Annotated in this window: 18 protein-coding genes and 2 pseudogenes; 11 read left to right on the top strand and 9 right to left on the bottom strand. The window is 71.4% G+C overall.

Annotation, left to right across the window (positions count from 1 at the left end):
• Positions 1–12: 12 nt before the first annotated feature.
• Positions 13–471, top strand: coding sequence for a DUF4383 domain-containing protein (locus AOK23_RS05270; protein ID WP_055711583.1), 459 nt, complete (start codon positions 13–15; stop codon positions 469–471).
• A gap of 302 nt (positions 472–773) precedes the next feature.
• Here the strand turns inward: AOK23_RS05270 and AOK23_RS51350 are convergent, their stop codons facing one another.
• Entirely contained in the window at positions 774–896 is a 123-nt protein-coding gene (locus tag AOK23_RS51350) for a hypothetical protein (protein WP_276205715.1), read from the bottom strand.
• Between the two features lie 506 nt (positions 897–1402).
• Complete coding sequence (locus AOK23_RS05265; RefSeq protein WP_055711574.1) at positions 1403–3145, bottom strand: cellulase family glycosylhydrolase; 1743 nt, start codon at positions 3143–3145, stop codon at positions 1403–1405.
• 416 nt (positions 3146–3561) lie between these two features.
• Between AOK23_RS05265 and AOK23_RS05260 the strand changes: the two genes are divergently transcribed.
• The gene (locus AOK23_RS05260) at positions 3562–5076 is read left to right on the top strand and encodes a glycoside hydrolase family 43 protein (protein WP_055711573.1); all 1515 of its coding nucleotides are present in this window, start codon (positions 3562–3564) and stop codon (positions 5074–5076) included.
• A 24-nt stretch (positions 5077–5100) separates the two neighbouring features.
• On the opposite strand, the gene AOK23_RS49385 is transcribed toward AOK23_RS05260, so the two are convergent.
• Positions 5101–5265 carry an ABC transporter ATP-binding protein gene (locus AOK23_RS49385; RefSeq protein WP_240496257.1) on the bottom strand — a complete coding sequence of 55 codons (165 nt, stop codon included), beginning with the start codon at positions 5263–5265 and terminating at the stop codon, positions 5101–5103.
• A 33-nt stretch (positions 5266–5298) separates the two neighbouring features.
• Between AOK23_RS49385 and AOK23_RS48770 the strand changes: the two genes are divergently transcribed.
• A complete protein-coding gene (locus tag AOK23_RS48770) occupies positions 5299–5763 on the top strand; it encodes a type 1 periplasmic-binding domain-containing protein (RefSeq protein ID WP_055711572.1) in 465 nt (154 codons plus the stop codon).
• Here the strand turns inward: AOK23_RS48770 and AOK23_RS05250 are convergent.
• Positions 5723–6193, bottom strand: coding sequence for an Lrp/AsnC family transcriptional regulator (locus tag AOK23_RS05250; protein ID WP_055711571.1), 471 nt, complete (start codon positions 6191–6193; stop codon positions 5723–5725). The genes AOK23_RS48770 and AOK23_RS05250 overlap by 41 nt on opposite strands.
• 126 nt (positions 6194–6319) lie before the next feature.
• On the opposite strand from AOK23_RS05250, the gene AOK23_RS05245 reads away from it, so the two are divergent.
• From AOK23_RS05245 to AOK23_RS05215, 7 genes and pseudogenes are all read left to right on the top strand, one after another.
• Positions 6320–7705, top strand: a complete 1386-nt coding sequence (locus AOK23_RS05245) for a pyridoxal phosphate-dependent decarboxylase family protein (RefSeq protein ID WP_240496256.1) — start codon at positions 6320–6322, stop codon at positions 7703–7705.
• Positions 7706–7845: 140 nt separating this feature from the next.
• A complete protein-coding gene (locus tag AOK23_RS05240; protein WP_055711569.1) occupies positions 7846–8403 on the top strand; it encodes a DUF1963 domain-containing protein in 558 nt (185 codons plus the stop codon).
• Between the two features lie 261 nt (positions 8404–8664).
• Complete coding sequence (locus AOK23_RS05235) at positions 8665–12027, top strand: alpha-L-rhamnosidase-related protein (protein WP_079049303.1); 3363 nt, start codon at positions 8665–8667, stop codon at positions 12025–12027.
• Between the two features lie 239 nt (positions 12028–12266).
• Positions 12267–12735: pseudogene (locus AOK23_RS05230) on the top strand (CBS domain-containing protein); the annotation flags it as partial.
• A 220-nt stretch (positions 12736–12955) separates the two neighbouring features.
• A complete protein-coding gene (locus AOK23_RS05225) occupies positions 12956–14389 on the top strand; it encodes a glycoside hydrolase family 43 protein (protein WP_055711568.1) in 1434 nt (477 codons plus the stop codon).
• 129 nt (positions 14390–14518) lie between these two features.
• Positions 14519–15667 carry an ArsR/SmtB family transcription factor gene (locus AOK23_RS05220; RefSeq protein ID WP_055711567.1) on the top strand — a complete coding sequence of 383 codons (1149 nt, stop codon included), beginning with the start codon at positions 14519–14521 and terminating at the stop codon, positions 15665–15667.
• A gap of 52 nt (positions 15668–15719) precedes the next feature.
• Positions 15720–16967, top strand: coding sequence for an MFS transporter (locus AOK23_RS05215; RefSeq protein ID WP_055711566.1), 1248 nt, complete (start codon positions 15720–15722; stop codon positions 16965–16967).
• A 78-nt stretch (positions 16968–17045) separates the two neighbouring features.
• On the opposite strand, the gene AOK23_RS05210 is transcribed toward AOK23_RS05215, so the two are convergent.
• Positions 17046–17288: a hypothetical protein gene (locus AOK23_RS05210; protein ID WP_240496255.1), complete on the bottom strand. Its 243-nt coding sequence runs from the start codon at positions 17286–17288 to the stop codon at positions 17046–17048.
• A 259-nt stretch (positions 17289–17547) separates the two neighbouring features.
• Here AOK23_RS05210 and AOK23_RS05205 point away from each other — a divergent pair, with 259 nt between their 5' ends.
• Positions 17548–18864, top strand: a complete 1317-nt coding sequence (locus AOK23_RS05205) for a phytase (RefSeq protein WP_055711565.1) — start codon at positions 17548–17550, stop codon at positions 18862–18864.
• 2 nt (positions 18865–18866) lie between these two features.
• Here the strand turns inward: AOK23_RS05205 and AOK23_RS05200 are convergent, their stop codons facing one another.
• From AOK23_RS05200 to AOK23_RS05185, 4 genes and pseudogenes are all read right to left on the bottom strand, one after another.
• Entirely contained in the window at positions 18867–19568 is a 702-nt protein-coding gene (locus AOK23_RS05200; protein WP_055711564.1) for a FadR/GntR family transcriptional regulator, read from the bottom strand.
• A 70-nt stretch (positions 19569–19638) separates the two neighbouring features.
• Positions 19639–20679: an ABC transporter permease gene (locus AOK23_RS05195; protein WP_055711563.1), complete on the bottom strand. Its 1041-nt coding sequence runs from the start codon at positions 20677–20679 to the stop codon at positions 19639–19641.
• Between the two features lie 2 nt (positions 20680–20681).
• Positions 20682–22373: a sugar ABC transporter ATP-binding protein gene (locus tag AOK23_RS05190; protein WP_055711562.1), complete on the bottom strand. Its 1692-nt coding sequence runs from the start codon at positions 22371–22373 to the stop codon at positions 20682–20684.
• Positions 22374–22425: 52 nt separating this feature from the next.
• A pseudogene (locus AOK23_RS05185) lies at positions 22426–22753 on the bottom strand (sugar ABC transporter substrate-binding protein); the annotation flags it as partial.

Genomic DNA, 22753 nt, shown 5'->3' with positions numbered 1-22753 from the left:
AAGGCCACCGCCATGACCACGCACACACACGCGACGGCACGAGCCCGTACCCCGGTCCAGCAGGCGGCGCTGCTGGTCGGAGCGGTGTTCCTGCTGGTCGGGATCCTGGGATTCATACCGGGCGTCACCACGGACTACGACGCGATGGAGTTCGCCTCCCACGAATCCGGCGCCGAGCTGCTGGGCGTCTTCCAGGTCTCGATCCTGCACAACCTCGTTCATCTGGCGTTCGGCGCCGCTGGACTGCTCCTGTCCCGCACCACGCCGGGCGCCCGCAGTTACCTGCTCGTCGGAGGCGCCGTCTATCTGGTGCTGTGGGTGTACGGCCTGATCGTCGACCACCACAGCGACGCCAACTTCGTCCCGCTGAACACGGCCGACGACTGGCTGCACTTCGTCCTCGGCATCGGCATGATCGCCCTGGGCGCGCTGCTCACCCGCGGCCACACCACCCACCGCGCGCGCAGGTGACGCGGACGGCTCCGAGGAAGTTCCCCACGGGGCCGCCGCCGCGGGACACGGTTCTGACTGCGCAGGTCGGGCTGGTGCAACGGTCGGGCACAGTGCGTCACCTCGGGTCCGGCCTCCGCGAGATCCCCGGCGTGCGTGGCGCACAGCGCGGAGAGGACACGCAGCACGGCGCGATCCGCGTGCTGGACCCGGGACGTCGGCCGCGCATGATCCCGCCGACCGGGCAGGGTGGGCTCCGGCCGATCTTCCGGGGCGCTCGGCTGTCCGTGGCCCCGGCGATTCGCCGGTTCCTCGGCGTCCCCTCACTCCGTCCGTTCCTCGTAGGCCGATGGCCCCTCGGGGCTCGGGCGGACGACGGCTGCCGCCTCCGGGTACCGGCCGAGTTGCCGTTCGGTGTCGGCGCAGACGGCGTGTACCTGGAGCACCTGCCGGTCGCTGAGGGCGCAAGTGAGGCGCTCCCAGCAGGTCGTGGGCCCGCGCGCATGCCTCCTCCGGCTGCCCCGAGGCGATCAGCGCGCGGCAGTGGGCGAGTTCCAGCGCGGTCCGGGAGGTGGCGTGCCGGGCACGTTCGGCGGCGCGGCCGCCCCGGACGGCGAGCAGGTCCAGGGCCCGACGGCGGGCGCGCAGCCGGCAGGCCCGGCCCACTTCGGGATCCCGTCCGACGGGGGGTCTCCGGGCGGAGGGACGGGCCCTGCGGTCATGGGCTGTTCCCTTCCCCCTGCAGTCCCGCGGAGGGCAACCCTATGGCACCTGCACAAGCACCGGTGACGGCACCGGGGGCTTGATCTGCGCTGTCCACAGGCGGAACCGGGGGAGCGTTTCGAGGCCTGGTCCCGCCCTTCCTCCCGTGACCACCGCCTCCGCTCCCGCCGCTGCCGACGCCGCGCGGCCGGGGGAGCGGGCCGCGCGGCGACGGCACTGGTGAGCGGGATCAGGCGGGCGAACCGGTCACGGTACTGCCCGACTTGGTGACGTGGTACGTGACCTTCGCGCCGCTCCAGAAGTGGAACGTGAGTGTCACGCGCGCGTTGTCCCGGAGCGAGGTGAAGAACTCGGCGGTCAGCTTGACGGAGTCGCTGGTGTACGCCGAGAAGGCCGTGTCCCACTGCTGGTACGACGTCCAGTTGGCCGGTCCCGCGTTGCCGCCGTCGTCGTACTTCGCCTCCATGGTCGCGAGCATGTCGCCCCGGAACTGCGTCGGAACGCTCAGCCCACTGGTGTTCCCCGAGGCGCTCGACAGCACCGGCCGGTCGTGGCTGATCACGTCGATCCGCCAGGGGACACCACGGGAGAACCTTGCCTCCAGCGTCGCGTTAACCCCGTACGCCCGGTCGCCGACCAGTGCGGTGAGCGCGGTGGCCGTCAGGGTGAGCCGGTTGCCGGACACGGTGTAGTCCCTGCCCCTGAGGAGATGGCGGGAGCCGTGCCGCAGGCCCTGGAAGTCGGTGCCGTTCAAGTTGAGCGTGAGCTCCTGGCTCGTGACGGCCCCGGACTTCGGCACGAACACCATGTCGCTGGAGGCGGTTCCTGACCGTGTGGTCCAGCTCGACTTGATCTGCCCGAACAGCTCCGCGTCACGCCACTGCAGGGTGTGGCGGTTCAGGAACTGGCCGGCGTCCCACAGCATGGTGGTGAGGTTTCGCCGGCGGGCGTAGTCGCCGAGGAACTCGAAGTACTTGCGCTGTTCGCCCCGCTGGATGATGCCGGGCCGGTTGTGGTCGTAGGCCAGCAGCGCGTACTCGCCGATGACCACCGGGATCCCGCGCGCGGTGAAGGCGTTGTACACCCGGTCGAAGGTGCCGGTGAGATCCTGCTCGGAGGTGGCGTCGAACCGGGTGTAGCCGGCGATGTTCACACTGAAGGGCCACCAGCCGTAGAAGTGGACGGTCGTGGCCACCATGGGGTCGCGCAGGTCCGTCAGTTCGGTGGCCAACGCGTCGAGCCGGCCCTGGTCGGCGTTGGTGTACAGCGTCGGCAGCACGAGCAGACGGTTCGCGTTCCCGCCGCCGGACCCGCGGACGATCCGGTGGAACACCTTGTTCAGCTCTGCCACCAGCCGGTAGTCCTCGTCGTCCCCGGACGTACCGCTGAACGTGGGCTCGTTGATGCTCTCCAGCGCCAGCTTCGGCGACCTGTCACGGAACTCGGCCGCTATCCGGGTCCAGGTCGCGGTGTAGCGGGCGAGGACGCTGTCGTGGTCCGTGGAGAGGTTGTTCACCCACATCCAGGAGTCGTGGTGCATGTTGAGCAGGACGTACAGGTCCTCGCTCAGCGCCAGGTCCACGACCTGGCGCACCTTCGCCATCCAGGCCGCGTCGATCCGGTAGTCGGGCGCCGCCCCCTGGTGGATGCCCCAGGTGACGGGCAGCCGGATGCTCTTGAAGCCCTGTGACTTGACCTTTTGGAAGAGCGCCCTGGTCACCGGGGGATTGCCCCAGGACGTCTCGTCGGGGACGGCGTCGTAGGTGTTGCCCAGATTCCAGCCGGGCTGCATCGCCGCCACCGCGCTGCGGGCGGCCGGGGAACTGGGCGGCGGCACCGGGGGATCGGCGGCCAGCGCCGTGGAGGGCAGCAGCGGAAGCAGGACGAGCGCCAGGACGAGTGCCGTCGGTCTCCGCGGGATCCGCGACGACCGGCGCCGTCGCGGAAGAAGTCGTGCGAGTCTCCTCGTCATCACGTGCACCTTCTGTTGTGGGGGTGTGCGACACGTGGAGCCGGCCCGAAGCCGACACAGATATGGATTCGGCAGAGCAACTTTCGCGATGAGCGGCGGAGAAATTAACATGAAGCTGTGGCCGGGGCCACAGCTGTGACGGGAGGAGATGCCGCGACCGCAACTCCGCCGGAGCGCCGACGCACAGGGCCCGAGCGCAAGAGTGACGGGCAGTGGGATCTCGGCGGACGTCAACGGGCCTGACCGGCCGGGTTCTTGCGCTCCCGGCGGTACACGAGGGCCCATTGACCCCACGGACGGCCCCTGGCTAGCCTCGTTCGGAAAGTATCCAGAGGACGTAGCGAAAAATTTCGACGCCGCCCGCCGGGTACGGCACCCCGCGCGGCACCGGCCGTCGGTGAAAGGACTCGACCAGGGTGTCCAACCTGCCTGATACCGGCAACACCTTCAGCAACCCGGTGATCCCCGGCTTCTACCCCGACCCGTCCGTCTGCCGCGTCGGCGACGACTACTACCTCGCCTGCTCCAGCTTCGAGTACTTCCCCGGCGTCCCCCTCTTCCACAGCCGCGACCTGGTCCACTGGACCCAGATCGGCAACGCCCTGGACCGGCCCAGCCAGTTGCGCCTCCCCAGGGAGACCCCCGCCTCGGGCGGGATCTACGCCCCCACCCTGCGCCACCACGACGGCCGCTTCTGGCTGATCGTCACGAACGTCAGCGGCGACGGCAATCTGCTGTTCACGGCCACCGACCCGGCCGGCCCCTGGTCGGAGCCCGTACGACTGCCGGGCGTGCCCGGTATCGACCCCGACCTCGCCTGGGACGAGGAGGGCACCTGCTGGTGCACCACCGCGGGCGTCGCACAGGTCCCCATCGACCCCCACACCGGGGAGACCCTCGGCCCCTCCCGCCGCCTGTGGTCCGGCACGCCCGGTGCCAAGGCCCCCGAAGCGCCGCACCTCTACCGCATCGGGGACCACTGGTACCTGCTCATCGCCGAGGGCGGCACCGAACGCTGCCACGGCGTCTCCATCGCCCGCGGCCCCACACCCACGGGCCCGTTCGAGCCCTGCCCCGCCAACCCGATCCTCACCCACCGGGGCACCGACCACCCCATCCAGAACACCGGCCACGCCGACCTCGTCCAAGGCCCCGACGGCACCTGGTGGATGGTCCTCCTCGGCGTACGACCCGGCGGCGGCACCCCCGGCTGGCACGTCCTCGGCCGCGAGACCTACCTCGCGCCCGTGACCTGGGTGGACGGCTGGCCCGTCGTGGGCGAGGTCTCCCTCACCATGCCCGCACCCGCCTGGCCGCGCCTGCCCCCGGCCACCGCGCCCGAGGTCCGGGACGACTTCGACACGAGCGAACTCGCCCCGCACTGGGTCTCCCTGCGGCACCGCTCCGCGGAGGACTGCACCACGAAGGAACGGCCCGGATGGCTGACCCTTCGCGCCCGCGGCGGCTCGCTCGACGAGCCCGACGTGACGTTCGTGGGACGACGGCAGCAGCACGTGGCCTGCCGGGTGCGCACCTCCCTCGACGCCGCGGACGGGCACGGCGGCCTCGCCGTACGCCTCGACGAGCAGCACCACTACAGCGTCGACGTCTCCTCCGGCCAGGTGCGGGTCCGGGCCCGCATCGGCCCGTTGAACACCATCGTGGCCTCCCGTCCCGCGCCGACCGGGCCCGTGGTCCTCCGCGCCGAGACGGGGGTCGTGCGGGCCGCGCACGATCCGCTCGCCGGCCCCGACACCGTCACGCTCGGATTCGAGGAACCCGACGGCACCTTCACCGCACTCGCCTCGCTGGACGGCCGCTACCTCTCCACCGAGGTCGCCGGAGGCTTCACCGGCCGGGTCCTCGGGATGTACGCCTCGGCGGACGCCGCGCACTTCGACTGGTTCGACTACGAGCCGCTCGACGACTGACGGCGCGCACCCCGGTGGGAGCGGTCAGAAGACCGCTTCCACCGCCAACCGCTGGAGACGACGCTCCCGTTGGGCGACGGGATCGGGGACGGGCGCGGCCGCCACCAGGCGCCGGGTGTACGCGTGCCGCGGCCGGTCGCACACATCGGTGCTGCGCCCCTCCTCCACGATGCGCCCGTGCTGGAGCACCAGGGTCCCCGGCGGCCTGGGTGGTGACGTCCAGTGCGCTCGTCGGCCCGTGCGCTGAACGAGATTCCCGAGTCCGAGGCCCACGCCATGCGCTCCGCGGGCATCGAGGTCGTCATGACGATGCACGGCAGGACGCACAGTGACGTCCGGTCGCCACTGGTGTCCGAGGAACCGATCGGCGCGCTCCAGGCCCGCCACCTCGTCGGCGCGCACCGCCGGATCGGCTACGCCTACCCCGACCTGCCGCGACTCGACGTCCTGGCTCAGCCCCGGCTGGACGGCGTCCGCGAGGTGTGCGCCGAACACGGCCTGCCCGGGCCCGCTCCGGTTGCAGGACCGGGACTCCGCCTGACCGCCACGGCGGCGGACGGACCGCTCCGGCGCACGCACCTGTGCCGTCACGTGCTCTGGCTCCGCCGCGCCGGGCATCCGCTCCGCCGCGCGTACCGGCGCCGCGTCAGTCCCCGGCGTGCCGCCGCAGGAGCGACCGGACACTGAACGGCTGCACCTCCTGCAGCACGATCGTGGTGTTCGACCGGACCACGCCGGGTGCTTCCAGCAGCAGGTTCGTGATCCGGTGCAGGTCCGTGGTGTCCCGCGCGACGACGCGGGCGAGCAGATCGCCGTCGCCGGTGGTCACGAGCAGCTCGACCACCTCGGGGATCCGCAGGATCGCCTCCTGCGTCGGCTGCCCCACGCGCTGGCTGATCGACATCGTGATGAGGGCCGTCAGCGGATACCCGAGGGCCGCCGGTGCCACGCGCCGACTGTGCTCCCTGAGAAGACCGCTCTCCTCCAGCCGCTTCAGGCGCGCCTGCACGGTGTTGCGGGCGAGGCCCAGCCGGTCCGCGAGGGCGACCGTCGTGGCCCGTGGATCCGCGTCGAGCGCCAGGAGGATCCGGGCGTCGAGGTCGTCGACATGTCGCATGCTGCTCAGTATGACAGGGCGCGCACCAGGCCCGATTGAGCATTCTGCTCAATCTCCCGTGCGCATATTGCGCATTCCGATGGGTGTTCCTAGGTTCACGCCATGCAAAAAGCTCAACGCGACAGCATGTCAGCGGAGAAGGAGTCCCGTGCCGACCACCGCGTGTGGGGCGACGAGGCCGAGATCGTCGACGCCGCCATCGACTACGCGTGGCGGCGCATCACGGAGGCCCCGGACCCGGTGTCGGGCGCCCGCCCCGCCGCCGACCTCGCCCTCGCGGCCGGTACGGCCGTCACCCCGGGTGGAATCGGTGCCGCGGCGGCCCTCAAACTGTTCGACCAGGTCCTGTTGCCCGCCACCCGCTCCCAGAGCGCGTCGACGAACCTCGCCTACATCCCCGCGGCCCCCACCCGTGCCGCGCTCGCCTTCGACGCGGTCACCGGCGCGGCGAACATCTTCGCGGGCACCTGGGAGTCGGGAGCCGGCGCCATCCACGCCGAGAACGAGGCGCTGGCCTGGCTCACCGACCTGCTCGGATGGCCGAGCACCGCGGCGGGATGCTTCGTCAGCGGCGGCACCATGGGCAACCTCTCCGCGCTCATCACGGCCCGCGCCGCCGCAGCCGCGTCAAGGCCGCGGCCCGCGGACGGCTGGAAGATCGTGTGCGCCGACAGCGCCCACTCCTCGATCAGGTCCGCGGCCCAGGCGATGGACGTCACCGTCGTCACCGCACCCGTTGACCGGCGGGGGCACCTCACCGGAGACGCCGTGAACGCGGTGCTCACCTCCACGACCGGGGTGTTCGCCGTGGTGGCGACCACCGGCACCACCAACGCCGGTCTGATCGACGACCTCGACGACATCGCCGACGCCTGCGAGCGCCACCAGGTCTGGCTGCACATCGACGGCGCCTACGGCGGGGCGGGCCTGGCGGCACCCAGCGTGCGGCACCGCTACGCGGGCATCGAACGCGCCGACAGCTTCATCGTCGATCCGCACAAGTGGCTGTTCGCCCCCTACGACTGCTGCGCGCTGCTGTATCGCGACCCCGCGCCGGCACGTGCCGCGCACAGCCAGACGGCGAGCTATCTCGACGCCATCGACCGCGAGGTCCACAATCCGACGGACCTGGCGCTCCACCTCAGCCGCCGGGCCCGCGGACTGCCGTTCTGGTTCAGCCTCGCCGTCCACGGGACCGAGCGGTACGTGCGCGCCGTGGAGCAGACCCTGACCACCAGCCGCCTGGTGGCCGACGCCATCCGCGCCGACGACCGGCTCCGTCTGCTGGTCGAACCCGAGCTGTCCGTACTCCTCTTCGACCGTCCGGGCTGGGGCCCGCAGGACTACGCGACCTGGTCCGCCCGCACCGCCGAAACGGGCGCGATGCTGTGCGTGCCGACCCAGTGGAACGGCACGACGGTCCTCCGCCTGGCCTTCGTGAACCCGGACACCGACGCGGAGGAGGTCATCGAGACACTCCGCACGCTCCGTCAGGGCGAGCCGAGGGGGTGAGAGTGGGGGTGGCCGGGCGCTGACGGGGTGGGTTGGAGGGACCTGCGCGCCGCGTGAGGTCGACGCCCGCTGTCAGCGAGCGCCCGACCCCCGCGCGGGAGGGGTGATGCACTGCATGACTGATCAGCAATACTCCCGGCTTGCTGCCGAGCATCCTCCCGGCGATCTCGCCCAGCGCTGGACAGCGCTTCTGCGGCCCTGCATACGCCTTCGTCGGGCGGTGGACGGCGACCAGATCGTGGCTGCCCCCGGAGTTGGAGGCGTTCTCGCGGGTGGAGCTGACCGCGGACACCGAGCAGAGTGCCCCCGACCTGTGGCTGCCCCAGGCCCGGCAAGCCCTGCTCGGCGATACCCGGCACTGGCCTCACCCTCGCGAGACCCCGGCCGAGCTCACGTCGTTCGTCCGCGCCTTCGGGCGGCTGCGCACCCGGATCGGTCGCCAGGTCGGCGGCCACGCCGTGCCCGTCCAGGGGCCGGTGGAGTACGACATCGCGAACGCGGCGCTCGGCGGCGGGCATGAATGGGGCGAGCAGCCCCTGGATCAGGAGGCTGAGCGCTGGGGGGTGCTCGCCCAGTTCGACAGTGACTGCGACGCGAAGATGGCGTGGGGTGACGAGGGCACCCTCTACTGGCTCATTCGCCCCGAGGGCCTCGCCGACCAACGTTTCGACCAGGCCCGGCTCACCGTGCAGGGGTAGCCGGCTCCCACCGCCCGCCCTCCAGCCGGGCCGGCGGAACCACTTCTGGCGACCGGACCATTGACACCGGTGTTCCCGAGGGCTGAGGATCGCGCCTGCACACCCCCGATTGAAACGATTCAGAACCGTATGGATCGTTCGGTCCGGCGAACAGGAGAGGCCCGGTGCCCTGACCGGCGGCGGCCGGTTCCGCTCCTCGCTCCGCTCCTCCGGTCGGCTCGTCCCTCCCCGCGTCCAGCACTCCTGGAAAAGGTTCCCTCGATGCAGCACATGTCCCGCCGCTCGCTCGTGGGCTCGGCCATCGCCGTGGCCCTCGCTCCCACCCTCGGTTCGACGATCCTGCCCGGCCTCGCGTCCACGGCGTCCGCCGCTGTCTCGTGGACCGCGAAATGGATCTGGGCCCCTGCCAGCACCGCGAACCAGTGGGTGGCCTTCCGGAGATCGTTCACCCTGGACGCGGCACCGTCGAAGGCGGTGACACGGATCGCGGCGGACTCGAAGTACTGGCTGTGGATCAACGGCACGCTGGTGGTGTTCGAGGGCGGCCTCAAGCGCGGCCCGAACCGTACGGACACCTACTACGACGAGATCGACCTCGCCCCGTACCTCAAGAGCGGCTCCAACACGGTCGCGCTGCTGGTGTGGTACTTCGGCAAGCAGGGCTTCTCGCACAACAGCAGCGGCAAGGGCGGGCTGCTCCTCCAGTCGGACATCGAGGTCGGCGCTACCACGACCCGCCTGGTCAGCGACACCAGCTGGAAGCACACCGTCCACCCGGGCTACTCGAACAACACCGGCGGTACGCAGGCCAACTTCCGGCTGCCCGAGTCGAACGTGTACTACGACGCCCGTGCCGCCGCCGTCATGTCGGGCTGGCGCTCACCCGGCTTCGACGACAGCGCCTGGACGGCGCCCACCGACTTCGGCGCCGCCGGCTCCGCGCCCTGGAACGCCCTCGTCGAGCGGCCGATCCCGCAGTTCCGCCACTCCGGTCTGAAGGCGTACACGAACGCCGCGTCCCTCCCGGCCACCGGCCAGGGCTCCACCGCGATCTCGGCCACCCTGCCGTCCAATCTCCAGGTCACCCCCTTCCTGAAGGTGGACGCCCCCGCCGGCGCGGTGATCGGCATCCAGACCGACCACTACGACGACGGAGCCGGCCTCGTCGGCATCGAGCCGGGGACGCAGTACAACATGCGCGCCACCTACGTCTGCGCCGGCGGGGTGCAGGAGTTCGAGTCGCTGGCCTGGATGAGCGGCACGGCCGTGCGGTACACGATCCCGGCGGGTGTGACGATCCTGGAGCTTAAGTACCGCGAGTCCGGCTACGACACGGACTTCGTGGGGTCGTTCAGCAGCAGCGACGCCTTCCTGGACATGCTGTGGACCAAGGCCGCCCGCACGATGTACGTCAACATGCGGGACAACTACATGGACTGCCCCACCCGTGAACGGGCCCAGTGGTGGGGAGACGTCGTCAACCAGCTCAAGGAGGGCTTCTACACCTTCGACCCCAGGTCCCACGCGCTGGGGAAGAAGGCGATCGCCCAGCTCGCCGCCTGGCAGAAGTCGAGCGGCGCACTGTACTCGCCGGTCCCCTCGACCATCTGGACCGCCGAACTGCCCACGCAGATGCTCGCCTCGGTGTGGTCGTTCTGGACGTACTACCTCTACACCGGCGACGCCGCCGCCGTCACCGTCGCCTACCCGGCGGTCAAGAAGTACCTGGACCTGTGGAGCCTGGACAGCGACGGGCTCGTCAACCACCGGGCGGGGGACTGGGACTGGGAGGACTGGGGCTCGAACATCGATGCCCGCGTCCTGGACAACTGCTGGTACTACCTGGCCCTGGACACCGCCGCCAAGCTCGCCGACCTGAGCGGCAACTCCGGTGACGTGGCCGGCTGGAAGTCCAGGCGCGACAGCATCAAGACCAACTTCGACCGCGTCCTGTGGAACTCCTCCCGCGGCGAGTACCGCTCACCGGGCTACACCCGCGACACCGACGACCGCGCCCACGGCCTCGCCGTCGTCGCCGGACTCGCCCCCGCCTCCCGGTACCGGGCCATCACCGAGGTGCTCCGCACCCACCTCAACGCCAGCCCCTACATGGAGTTCTACGTCCTGGAGGCGCTCTACCTGATGGGCGCCGCCACGGTCGCCGAGGAACGGATGCGCCACCGCTTCGCCGCCCAGGTCACCGACCCGGCCTGCCACACCCTGTGGGAGGTGTGGGTGAAGTCGGAGGGCACCGACAACCATGCCTGGAACGGCGGCCCGCTGTACGCCCTGTCGGCCTACGCGGCCGGTGTCCGCCCCACCAAGCCCGGCTGGGCGACGTACGAGGTCGTCCCGCAGACCGGCACCCTCAGCAGGATCAACACGGTGACGTCCACCGTCGAGGGCGACATCCGCTTCGGCATCACCCGCGACGGGACGAAGGTGACGCTGACCCTCACGTCCCCGGGCGGGACCACCGCGCGCGTGGGCGTCCCGACCTACGGGGGCGCGTCCCCGGTCGTCAAGGCGAACGACACCACCGTCTTCACCGGCGGCTCCTCCACCGGGAGCGTCGCCGGACTGTCCTACGACGGCAAGGACTCGGACTACGTGTACTTCGTCGTCCAGCCCGGCACTTGGACGTTCACGGCGACCGGCGTGGGCCGTCTGGACAACCTCGCCCTGGGCCGGCCGGTCACCAGCAACAACAGCCTGGAGAACGGCAACTGGGGTCGTGACCGGCTCACCGACGGCACCCTCACCAGTGTGAACGGGGCCAAGGGGTACACCAGTAACGACTTCGCGTCCGCCGATGTCGGCGCCGACCCCGTGTGGGTGGAGATCGACCTCGGGGCCGACACGGACCTCGACGCCGTACGCCTCTTCCCCCGCACGGACACCCCGGCGGCGGGCGGCGGCACGGCCGGTTTCCCGGTCGACTTCACCATCCAGACCCGGCGCGACGGGGCCGGCGTCTACACCACCGTCCGCACCGTCACCGGGCAGACGAACCCCGACGGCCGTGTGCAGACGTACGGCTTCCGGACCACCACCGCCCGCCACGTCCGCCTCCAGGCCACCAGGCTCGGCGCGCCCGCGTCCGACGAGACCACCAAGTACCGTCTCCAAATCGCCGAACTCACCGTCCCCACCGCCGCGACCACCGTCACCGGCAACTGCACCCTGGAGAACGGCGACTGGGGCAAGACCCGCGTGCTGGACGGCACCACCACCAGCGTGGCCGGCGCCAAGGGCTTCACCAGCATCGACTTCCCCTCCGCCGATGTGAGCGGCACACCGGTGTGGATCGAGGTCGACCTCGGCGCCGACCGGCCCATCGGGTCGGTCACCCTCCACCCGCGCACCGACACCGGTGGCTCGGGAGGAGGCACGGCTGGCTTCCCGGTCGACTTCACCTTCCAGACCCGCACCGACGGCGGCACCACCTACACCACCGCCCGCACCCTCACCGGCGAGCCCAACCCGAACGGCGCCGCCCGGACCTACACCCTCACCTCCGCGAGCGGCCGCTATCTGCGCCTCAGGGTCACCCGGCTCGGCCGGGCCGCGTCCGACGAGACCGGCAAGTTCCGCCTCCAGCTCGCCGAGATACGCGTCAACTGACGGGAGGCCCCGGCCGATCCCACCCGATCCCAGCCGGGACTCGGCCTGACCAGCCCGACCTTCATGCTGTCCGGCACGCAGCCGGGCATCACCGTCACCGGTCTGGTCGTCGGCTTCATCGCCGAGCCGTCCGTGTCGGCGCTGCTGGAGCCCGCCCTGACCGGCATCGGCATCCCCGAGGGCGCGGTCGGCGGCATCTTCGTCGTGCCGGCGGATTCATCGTCGCCGCCGAGTTCAAGCAGCTCACCCATCTCGTCGAGGAGTGGCAGCGGCTCGGCCTCATCACGGAGCGATTCGGAGCTGATCACCCGCTCGTTGACCGAACCCGAGACCCCGGTGGGCGATCTCGCCGTCCCGGCGGCCGAGATCACCTCGGTCGACGCGGACGCCGGCACCGAGGACATCCTGTGCACCGCCGCCGACCACGACCGCACCCGGCTCCTGGTCCGCGACCGCGGCACCGTCCTCGGCTCGGTCCACGCCCGTGACGCGCTTGTGGCCCGGGCCAGGGGACGGACCACCACGGCCCGTACGCCGGCCCGGCCCGTCCCCGAGCTGACCGAGGACACCACGGTGGCCGACGCGATCGACGTACTCCGCAGGAACCGCGCCTCCCTCGCCGTCATCCGTGACGACACCGGCCGCCCGACCGCACTGGTCAACCTCGATGACCTGCTGGCCCGCTATCTGCAACCCCGGGTGGTCTGACACGACCGGCGGTTCGAGCGCGGACCACCCGGCACCCGGACGCCCTGGCCCAACTGCGAGAGCGGGCCGGGGCGTTCGTCGTGTGAGAAGTATTGACGCCTCGTTCGCCTCACCCTTACCGTCTGGCCGGTCTTGCGAACGGTGTCCGAGAAGTCGAACGCATCGGGGCGGCGTTCGTCGGGTCTCCACGGTGGTGCCCGCACAGAGACAGGAGACGTACATGTCCGCGGTTCTCTCCCGGCTGGCGGCGATACTGGTCGCTGTCGCCCTCCTCTTCACCGGCCAGGTGCTGGCGGCACCGGACCGGGCGGCAGCGGCCGACCCGGGCTATCTGATGACGCACTTCATCGGGGAGGGAGCGACCGGGCAGCAGATCTACTTCTCGCACAGCAGCGACGGCCTGCACTGGAACGACCTCAACGGCGGCGGGATGACGCTGCGTTCGACGGTGGGCACCCGCGGCGTGCGCGACCCCGCACTGGTGCGCTCTCCCGACGGGAGCAAGTACTGGATCATCGCCACCGACCTGTGCATCGACTGCGGCCAGACATGGAGTCAGGCCATCAACGACGGCAGCCGCAACCTCGTCGTGTGGGAGTCCACGGACCTGGTCACCTGGTCGCAGCCGTGGCTGCTGAACGTCGCCGGCGCGATCCCCGACGGACGCAACGCCTGGGCGCCGGAGGCGATCTGGAACCCGGCCACCAACGACTACGTCCTGTACTGGGCGACGAACGTACCCCTCGACGGCAGGACGAAGCACCGCGTCTTCTACGCCCGCACCAGCGACTTCCGCTCCATCACCACCCCGAAGACCTTCATCGAGCGCCCCGGCACCCAGGAGATCATCGACACGCAGATCGTCGAGATGCCGGCGGGCGTCGGCGCCTACCGCTACGTGCGGGCCTCCGGCGACGGCCAGATCACGCTGGAGGGCAGCAACTCGATCCTCGGGACGTGGACCACCATCGGCAACCTCTCCGGGATCGGCCTGACCGGCGCCCAGGTCGAGGGCCCGATGTGGATGAAGTTCCGTGACCGCAACGAGTGGACGCTCTACCTCGACCAGTACGCCTCCGGCCGTGGCTACCTGCCCGTCTTCACGACCGACCCGACCAGCACCTCCGCCTACCGGCTGCCGGCGTCGGGAAGCTACAACCTGGGCGGCACGAAGAAGCGCCACGGCTCGATCCTGACCCTGACGGCCGCCGAGGAGAGCCGGGTCCTCACCCGGTACGCGAACACCCCCGCCAACCGGCTCCAGTCGTTCAACTTCCAGGACCGGTACGTACGGCACGCCGACTTCGACGTGCGGATCGACCCAAACGTCAGCCCCGCCGACGACTCCCGGTTCCGGCTCAGGCCCGGCCTCACCGGCTCCGGCACCGTCTCCTTCGAGTCGGTGAACTTCCCCGGCTACTTCCTGCGCCACTCCAACTACGACTTCCAGCTCGTGTACAACGACGGCACCGCCCAGTTCGCCGCGGACGCCACCTTCACCAAGGTCGCCGGCCTCGCCGACGCCGGCTGGTCCTCCTTCCAGTCGTACAACCACCCCGACCGCTACATCCGCCACTACGCCTACCAACTCCGCCTCGACCCCATCACCAATGCGACGGGACGAGGTGACGCCACCTTCCGGGTGACGAGCTGACCCCACCGGACCGACCGTGACACCCCGCGCCCTCCCGACCGGTGCTCCGCCGGACGGGAGGGCGCACGCCCGCGCCGCCGGCGCGTGTCCCGGTTGACCTGCGGGGCCGCACGACGAGGATGACGGGTCATGACGATCGTGTTCCGGGTGCCCGCCGACGGGGCCGAACGGGTGGGCTTCGCCTATTCGCCGGCGATGGAAGCCGTCCTCAGTCTCCATGTGCTGGTGGAGCCGAAACACCACCCCGTCCAGCACGGCTGGGTGCGCGCGATGCGGAGACTGTCACCCGCGCTGAAGAGGGAGATCGAGGCGTTCGCGTACGCGGTGCGCTCGTACTTCCCCGAGTTCCTCTTCCCCCGTCCCACCGGCGGACTGCGTGACTTCAGGGAGGAGTTGGCGGCCCTGCGCACGGCGGACCCGGACCTGATCCGCCTGGAGTTCGCGGTCCCCCTGCTCACCCCCTGGCCGGACGACGACGGCGGCGGCAGGGACCCGCGGCTGCTGCACCGACCGGACGTCCGCGAACGGCTGCGCGCCCTGGCCCTGCGGGACAGCGACCCCGCGATGGCCGCGATGCTGCTGGACGACCCCCGTGCCCTGCTGGAGCGGTTCCTGGACATGCTGGAGCGCTACTGGCGCGAGGCGTTCGAGGACGAATGGGCCCGCGTCGAGCCCGATCTGGCCGCCGGTGTCAGCGAGGCGGGGCAGCAGATCGCGCGGAGCGGCCTGTACGGGATGCTCCGCGGTCTGTGGCCGGAGGTACGGAGCGATCACCGGGCCGAGCGGTTCTGGCTGGAGCGCCCCCACGACCACGAGGTCGTCATCGGTACGGACGACACACTCCTCCTCGCCCCGAGCACCTACGTCTGGCCGCACGTCCGGGTGAACTGCGACGGGCCGTGGCCCCTCGGCCTGGTCTTCCCCGTCTCCTCCATCGCGAGGGAGGCCCGCCCACGCATCCCGCCGGCCCGGCTCGTCGGGATCCTGCGGGCCCTCGCCGACGACACCCGTCTGCGCGCGCTACGGCTCATCGCCGAGCGCCCCCGCAGCACCCAGGAGTTGGCGCCGCTCGTGGGTGTGAGCGAGGCCGCGCTGTCGAAACATCTGCGGGTGATGGCGGACGCCGGCCTGCTGGAGCGCCGACGCGAGGGCTACTACGTCCTGTACCGGCTCGTGCCCGGTCAGGTGGCGGGCCTCACGCCCGGACTGGAGAGCTTCCTGCGCCGCGACGACGACCCGGACGACCACCGGCCCGACCGACCGGCGCCGAGTGATTAGCCATCTGCCTAATAAGTGGATCACCGCCCGGCGGCGGCCCGACAGTGGCGCCATGTCACTGCTGAGAGACCGCGACTTCCTGCTTCTCTTCGTCGGTCAGGGCGTATCGCGTTTCGGCGACGGCCTGTACACCGCCTCGACCGCCTGGCTGGCCTGGACCCTGACGAAGGACCCGGCCGCCGTGGCCCTCGTGGGCGTCTCCGCCTTCGCGCCCGCGTTCCTCGCCACCTTCGTCGTCGCCTCGTACGCCGACCGTCACGACCGCCGGAAGCTGATGATCGCCACCGATCTGGCCCGGGTCGTGGTGGTCGCGGCGGGCGCGGTCCTGCTGTACCTCGGGCTGCTGAACCTGCCCGTCCTGGTGGCGACGACGGCACTGCTGGCGCTGCTCGGCGCCCCGTTCGCCCCCGCCCGCAACGCCATCGTCCCGCAGATCGTGCCCGCCGAGGCCCTCCGGCAGGCCAACGGCCTCCTCCAAGTGGCCTTCAGGGCCGCGTTCTTCGTCGGCCCGCTGATGCTCGCGCCGCTGCTCGCCCAGGCCTCGCTCCAGTGGGCGCTGGTGGTCAACGGCCTGACGTTCCTGGCGTCGGCGGCCGCTCTCGCGGGCCTGAGCGTCCGGCGCCCCGTACCGGCCGGCGAACGGACGGGCCTGTGGTCCGATCTCGCGGCGGGCCTGAAGGCCGTGCGCGCCGCCCCCGACGTCCTGGTCGTCATCGTGACCTTCGTGCTCGCACTGGCCCTGGCCAACGGGTTCCTGACGGTGGGTCTGGTGACCGTCGTCGGACAGGGTGGCCAGTACGGGCTGCTGCTGGGCGTCGCCGGCGTGGCCGAGGTGGTCGGCGCGCTGCTGCTGGCCCGGCTGTCGATCCGCCGACCGGCCCTGGCGGCGGTGCTGGCCTGGGCCGTGCTCGGGATCTTCCGTGCCCCGCTGGGAACCGTCACGTCCACGGCCGTGGCGGCCCTCCTCCTGGCCGCGACGGGGCTGGCCTCGGCCCTGACGGACATCCCACTGATCGCGCTGGTGCAGCGGCGCGTCCCCGACCGCCATCTCGCGAAGGCGCTCGGCCTGTGGGAAGCCGGTATCGCCGGTGCCCTGACGGTCTCGCCCTTCGTGGCCTCCACCGCCATCAGCCTCGTCGGAGCGGCCCACGCCTTCGCCCTCTCGGGCGCCGCCCTCGTCGCCCTGGCCACGACGGCCGCACTCGTCCTGAGGCGGGCCGGCGCGGACCGGCCCGGCACTGCTGACACCGTTCCGGGGACGGACGAGCAGCCCGGGGTCGCCGCGGAAACAGCCAGGTGAGCCGGCACGAACACCGGCGCGGCGCGCCCCGCGACGAAACGCACCTTCTGCCCCTCCGGCCTCATGGCCCGGGCCGCGTCAGCGGGCGCAGCCGACGTCCAGCACCTCGATCACGTCGCCGTGGACCGTGTAGACGAGCCAGCACCAGTCACCGAACACCGCGGCCAGCTCCCTGACCTGGATCCTCGGTTCCTCGGCCACCGCTTCGATGAGGGCGACGATCTCCTCGTGGACGGTGTCCGGGACGTCGAACAGCGCGTCGGCGGCCTGTTGAACCAGTTCGACCTTCATGGGGTCCCCCGCGGAGGGCAGGAGCAGCACGCGGCGAAACTGTGCTTCTTACACGATAGGTCCGCCGTGCGCCCCGTGCCGAGGGCTGTACGCAAAACCAGCGGTCGATCGGACCGTCGGTGAAGACGCACCGGGCGGAACGGCCCGCCCCACGGGGCTTTGGTCATGGCATGGCCAGATCGCGTCTGCCCGCGCGCAAGCTTCCCTCCGCACTATCTGCATGTCCCCGACAATCGGCAGTGGTGCGAGCACGCTCTGCCGACCTCCGATCGACGGTAAGGAAGTGCCTGTGAGAACGCCCCGCAGCACTCGGCGAGTTGCGGCCCTCGCCACCGGTACCGCGCTGACCGCCCTGCTCACGGCGGCTCCCGCCGGTGCGGGCACGCCCGCCCTGCCCGTGGTGACCGCCACCGGTGAGACCGCCGCCCTCCACGACGACGAGGCCGGCGGCAACTCCGACGCCGACGACCCGGCGATCTGGCGGAACCCCGCCGACCCCGGCCGCAGCCTCGTCGTCGCCACCGCCAAGGAAGGCGGCCTGCGCGTCTACGACCTCGACGCCCGCCTGGTGCAGTCCCTGCCCGCCCCGAAGCCCCCCGCCGAGGACGACGCGCCGGGCCGGTACAACAACGTCGACCTCGTCACCGGCCTGCGCACCACCACCGGCCGCGCCGACGTCGCCGTCGTCAGCGACCGGGGCAACGACCGGCTGCGCGTCTACCGCATCGACCCGACCCGGCCCGGCGGCCCCCTCACCGACATCACCGACCCGGCCGCCGCCCCCGTGTTCTCCGCCGACCAGGCCGAGATCAACGACCAGCGCACCGCGTACGGCCTCGCCACCTGGACCGACCGGACCAGCGGCCGCGCCTACGCCCTGGTCAGCCGACGCGAACGCACCCGACTCGCCCTGCTGGAACTCGTACCCGCCGCCCAGGGCAGGGTCGGCTACCGCACGGTCCGCACCCTCGACCTGCCGTCCTCCTTCCGGCTGCCCGACGGCACCACCTGGAGCCCCTGTGCCGAGCCCGGTGAACTCCCGCAGGTCGAGGGCATGGTCCTCGACCCGGCCACCGGCACGCTCTACGCCGGCCAGGAGGACATCGGCATCTGGCGGCTGCGCGCCGACCTCACCGGCAGGCCCGTCCTCGTCGACAAGGTGACGGAGTACGGCGTCCCCGGCACCTACGACGAGGAGACCGAGGAGTGCGTGCCGGGCACCGACCCCGGGTACGGCGGGAAGCGGCTGTCGGCCGACGTCGAGGGCCTGACGCTCCTTCAGGAGCGGGACGGCGACGGCTACCTGCTCGCCTCCAGCCAGGGCGACGACACCTTCGCCCTCTACGACCGTGAGGTGAGCGAGAACAACGAGTACGAGGGCGGCTTCCGGATCGGGGCCGCGACGCCGACCCTCGACGGCGTGCAGGAGTGCGACGGCGCCGCGATCCTCAACGCCCCGCTGGGCCGCCGCTATCCGCGGGGCCTCCTCGTCCTCCAGGACGGCCAGGAGACCCCCGCGGTGCCGGACGGCGACGGCGGCACCCGCACGGCCACCGGCTTCAAGTTCGTGGACCTCGGCGACGTGGTGGACGCCGCCGACCGGTGAGGTCAGTCCTCCGCCGCGCAGAGGGGATCGTCGACGAGCCCGGCGGCCAGCCACTGCTCGACCGCGGCCACGTGCACCGTGGCCGCGGACACCGCCAGCTGGGCGTCACGGATCCGTAGCGCGCGGAGGATCTCGTCGTGCTCCCGGTGGGCGTGCTCCACGGCACGCTCGGTGCGGGTGCCGCGGACGATACGGGCCCGCTGGGTGCGGGTGGACAGCACCCGCAGCAGCATGGACAGCACCGGGTTGCCGACCGCCTCGACGATCCGCAGATGGAACATGATGTCGTGGGCGACGAACTCCTCGACCGTCGCCGCCGCCCGGGACCGCTCCAGGACGGACCCCAGCTCCCGGAGGTCGTCGGCGGTGAGCAGGGCGGCGGCCAGCCCCGTCGCCTGGGGCTCCAGCAGTCGCCGTACCTGGAGCAGTTGCAGGGCCGTCTGCCCCTGGGAGACGTCCGAGGCGAAGGAGAGCGACTCCAGCAGCAGATGGGGCTCCAGGCTGGAGACATAGGTGCCGTCGCCCTGCCGGGTGACCAGGATCCGCATCGCGGTCAGCGCCCGCACCGCCTCCCGCAGTGAACTGCGGGACAGACCGAGCTGGCCCGCGAGGACCTCCTCCTTGGGGAGCCGGGAGCCGGGCGCGAGCTCACCGGCGACGATCATCGCCTTGATCTTGTCCATCGCCTCGTCCGTCAGTGCCACGAGGGTCCCTCCCTGTGCCGGGGCCCGGGGAAGGGCGGCTCCGCCGGGGCGGGCCGCCCGCGGGCCGCGTCTACTCCTGCTTCTCGCCCGAGGCGAAGCGGGAGATGATCAGCGCGACGATGATGATCGCTCCGTTGAGGAACTGGTTCCACAGCGGCGGCACACCCGCCAACGTCATCACGTTGACGACGAGTTGCAGCGTCAGCACACCCGTGAGCGCGCCGAACACGGAGCCCTTGCCGCCGTTCAGGCTCACCCCGCCGATGACGGTCGCGGCGAACACCTGGAAGATCCAGCCGCTGCCCTGGGTGGCCGAGATCGACCCGTAGTGCCCGCTGTAGAGGATTCCGGCGAACGCGGCCAGCACACTGCCGAGGACCAGCACCACCCACACGATCCGGTCGACCCGGATACCGGCGGTGCGCGCGGCCTCCGCGTTGCCGCCGATCGCGTACAGCGCCCGGCCGTGCCGCAGCCAGGCCAGCGCGCTCCCGCCCGCCGCGAACAGCACCACGCAGATCCAGATCGCGGCCGGTACGCCCAGCCACGACGCCTTGCCCAGATAGGTGAACGAAGAGGGGAGCTCGACGATGGACTGGCCCTCGGAGAGGGCGACCTGCAGGCCCCGCAGCATCGTCAGCATGCCGAGGGTGACGATGAAGCCGTTGAGGCGGAGCTTCAGGATCAGGAAGCCGTTGACGGCCCCGATCACCACACCCACCAGCAGACAGAGCGGGACGGCCGTCCACTCCGGGAGCAGTCCGAGCCCCGTGAACCGGGCGCCGCTGGTCGGCAGGACCAGCCAGACGGCGATCACCGGGGCCACGCCGATGGTGGACTCCAGCGACAGGTCCATCCGTCCGGCGATCAGGATCAGCGCGGTGGCCAGGACCAGCAGGCTCAGCTCGGTGGACTGCTGGGCCACACCGATCAGGTTGTCGGCGGTCAGGAAGGCCGGGGAGACGATGAAGCCGATCAGCCCCAGCACGAGGATGGCGGGGACCAGGGACAGCTCACGGAAGCGACCGAGGTCGAGCCCGCGGCGCTCGCCGCCCGCGGTCTCCCGTGCCACGCCCGCAGCGGGGTCGGTGACATCAGTGGTGGCGGACATGGCTACCTTCCGTGCTCTTCGGTGGTGTCGGATGCTGCGGTGCGGTCGGTCCCGCCCCCGGGCGCCTCGGTGCGGTCGCCCGCGCTCTCGTCGGACGTTCCGGTCCGGTCGGCCCCCTTCTCGTCGGATGTTCCGGCCCGGCCGGCCACGCCCTCCATGGCGGCGACCACCTGCTCGTCCGTCCAGCCGCGGTCGAACTCGGCGACCTTACGGCCGTGGAACATGACGACGACCCGGTCGCACACCCGGAGGTCGTCCAGCTCGTCGGAGACGATCAGCGCGGCCTTCCCGCCGTCCGCGACCTCGCGGATCCGGCGCAGCAGGAACTCCTTGGACTTGACGTCCACGCCGTTGGTGGGCCGGATCGCCACGAGCACCCTGGGGTCGGTGGCCAGCGCGCGGGCCACGACGACCTTCTGCTGGTTGCCGCCGGAGAGGGCGGAGACCGGGGCCGCCGCGCCCGGCGTCTTGATGTCGAGGGCCCGGATCATGCGCTGCGCGAAGACCCGGGTGCGGGCCGGCAGCACGGTGCCGTACGGGCCGAGCTGGTCGGTGACGGTGAGCGTCGCGTTCTCCGCCACGCTGCGGTTGTTCACCAGGCCCTGCAGATGCCGGTCCTCGGGGACCAGGCCGACGCCCACGGCGAGCGCCGACGGGACGTCTCCGGTGCGGACGCCCCGACCGCCGACCGAGACGGTGCCCTCCTCGGCGGGGTGCAGACCGGCTATGGCCTCGCCGACCCTTACATTGCCGCTGGCCGTCGCGCCGGCCAGGCCGACGACCTCACCGGCCCGCACGGTCAGCGACAGGTCCCGGCAGGCGCCGGGCAGGGTGAGCCCGCGCACGGCCAGGAGCTCGGCGGCGTCGGACGCGACCGGGCCCCGGTTCTCCACGATCTCCGCGGCGGTCGTGGTGGACTCCCCGGTCATCGCCTCCACGAGCGCCCGATGGCCGAGTTCCGCGACCGGCGCGGTCAGGATGTGCGCCGCGTCGCGGTAGACGGTGACCGTGGCGCACAGGTCGTACACCTCCTGGAGGTGGTGCGAGATGTACAGGAAGGCCACGCCCTGCCGCTGGAGGTCGCGGAGCTTGTCGAACAGCCGGTTGATGCCGCGGGCGTCGAGCTTCGCGGTCGGCTCGTCGAGGATGATGAAGCGCGCCCCGAACGACAGGGCCCGGGCGATCTCCACGAACTGCCGCTGTTCGACCGTGAGGTCCTTCGCCCGCGCGGAGGCGTCGACGTCCACGCCGTACTCGCCGAGCAGTTCCTCCGCCCGCCGCCGCAGCTGCTTCCAGCGGATCGGCTGCAGCGGCCCGGCGCTCTGCCGGTTCAGGAAGAGGTTCTCGGTGACGGTCAGGTCCGGGATGATCGTCGACTTCTGGTAGACGCAGGCGACCCGTGAGCGCCAGGCGTCGATGTCGCCGACGGCGGGCGCCGGTGCGCCGGAGAAGCGCAGGGTGCCCGTGTCGGCGTGCTGGAGGCCGGTCAGGATGGACACGAGCGTCGACTTGCCGGCGCCGTTGCGGCCGACGAGCGCGTGCGACTCGCCCGCGGCGACGGTGATACGGGCGTCACGCAGGGCGACGGTCGCGCCGAACCTCTTGGTGATCCCGGTGGCCTCGGCCACCGGAGCGGGGTTCCGGCCGGCCGCGGGCCCGCCGCCGTTCGCCGGGGCGGTCGCGGTGTCCGCCATGGTCAGTACCGTCCTTCGTCGGGTGCGTACGAGGGGTCGCCGGTCGGGCCGGTCACTTGCCGACGGTGTTGCCCCAGAGGGTCTTGTCGTCCACGTTGTCCTTGGTCACCAGCGGCGCGGGCAACTGGTCCTCCAGCCCGCCGGGGATCTTGATGATGGTGGAGTCGTGATCGGTCGGGCCCGGCTCGAAGGTCTTGCCCTCGGCGGCGGCCTTGGCGTAGTACAGCGCGTACTTGGCGTAGAGGTCGGCGGGCTGGGAGACGGTGGCGTCGATCTGGCCCTTGCGGATGGCGTCGAACTCCTGCGGGATGCCGTCGTTGGAGACGATCGAGATGTGGCCCTTCTGTCCGGCGGGCTTGAGCAGGCCCTTCTGCTCCAGC

The organism is Streptomyces torulosus, from assembly GCF_001419765.1.
GTDB lineage: Bacteria > Actinomycetota > Actinomycetes > Streptomycetales > Streptomycetaceae > Streptomyces > Streptomyces torulosus.
This window is presented reverse-complemented; position numbering and strand designations above follow the sequence as displayed.

Excerpts from the sequence above, each read along its gene's own strand:
- AOK23_RS05270 (WP_055711583.1), top strand. The coding sequence starts at position 13 with ATGACCACGCACACACACGCGACGGCACGAGCCCGTACCCCGGTCCAG.
- AOK23_RS05220 (WP_055711567.1), top strand. The coding sequence starts at position 14,519 with ATGACGATCGTGTTCCGGGTGCCCGCCGACGGGGCCGAACGGGTGGGC.
- AOK23_RS05235 (WP_079049303.1), top strand. The coding sequence starts at position 8,665 with ATGCAGCACATGTCCCGCCGCTCGCTCGTGGGCTCGGCCATCGCCGTG.
- AOK23_RS05190 (WP_055711562.1), bottom strand. The coding sequence starts at position 22,373 with ATGGCGGACACCGCGACCGCCCCGGCGAACGGCGGCGGGCCCGCGGCC.
- AOK23_RS05225 (WP_055711568.1), top strand. The coding sequence starts at position 12,956 with ATGTCCGCGGTTCTCTCCCGGCTGGCGGCGATACTGGTCGCTGTCGCC.
- AOK23_RS05265 (WP_055711574.1), bottom strand. The coding sequence starts at position 3,145 with ATGACGAGGAGACTCGCACGACTTCTTCCGCGACGGCGCCGGTCGTCG.
- AOK23_RS05250 (WP_055711571.1), bottom strand. The coding sequence starts at position 6,193 with ATGCGACATGTCGACGACCTCGACGCCCGGATCCTCCTGGCGCTCGAC.
- AOK23_RS05195 (WP_055711563.1), bottom strand. The coding sequence starts at position 20,679 with ATGTCCGCCACCACTGATGTCACCGACCCCGCTGCGGGCGTGGCACGG.
- AOK23_RS05245 (WP_240496256.1), top strand. The coding sequence starts at position 6,320 with ATGTCAGCGGAGAAGGAGTCCCGTGCCGACCACCGCGTGTGGGGCGAC.
- AOK23_RS05215 (WP_055711566.1), top strand. The coding sequence starts at position 15,720 with ATGTCACTGCTGAGAGACCGCGACTTCCTGCTTCTCTTCGTCGGTCAG.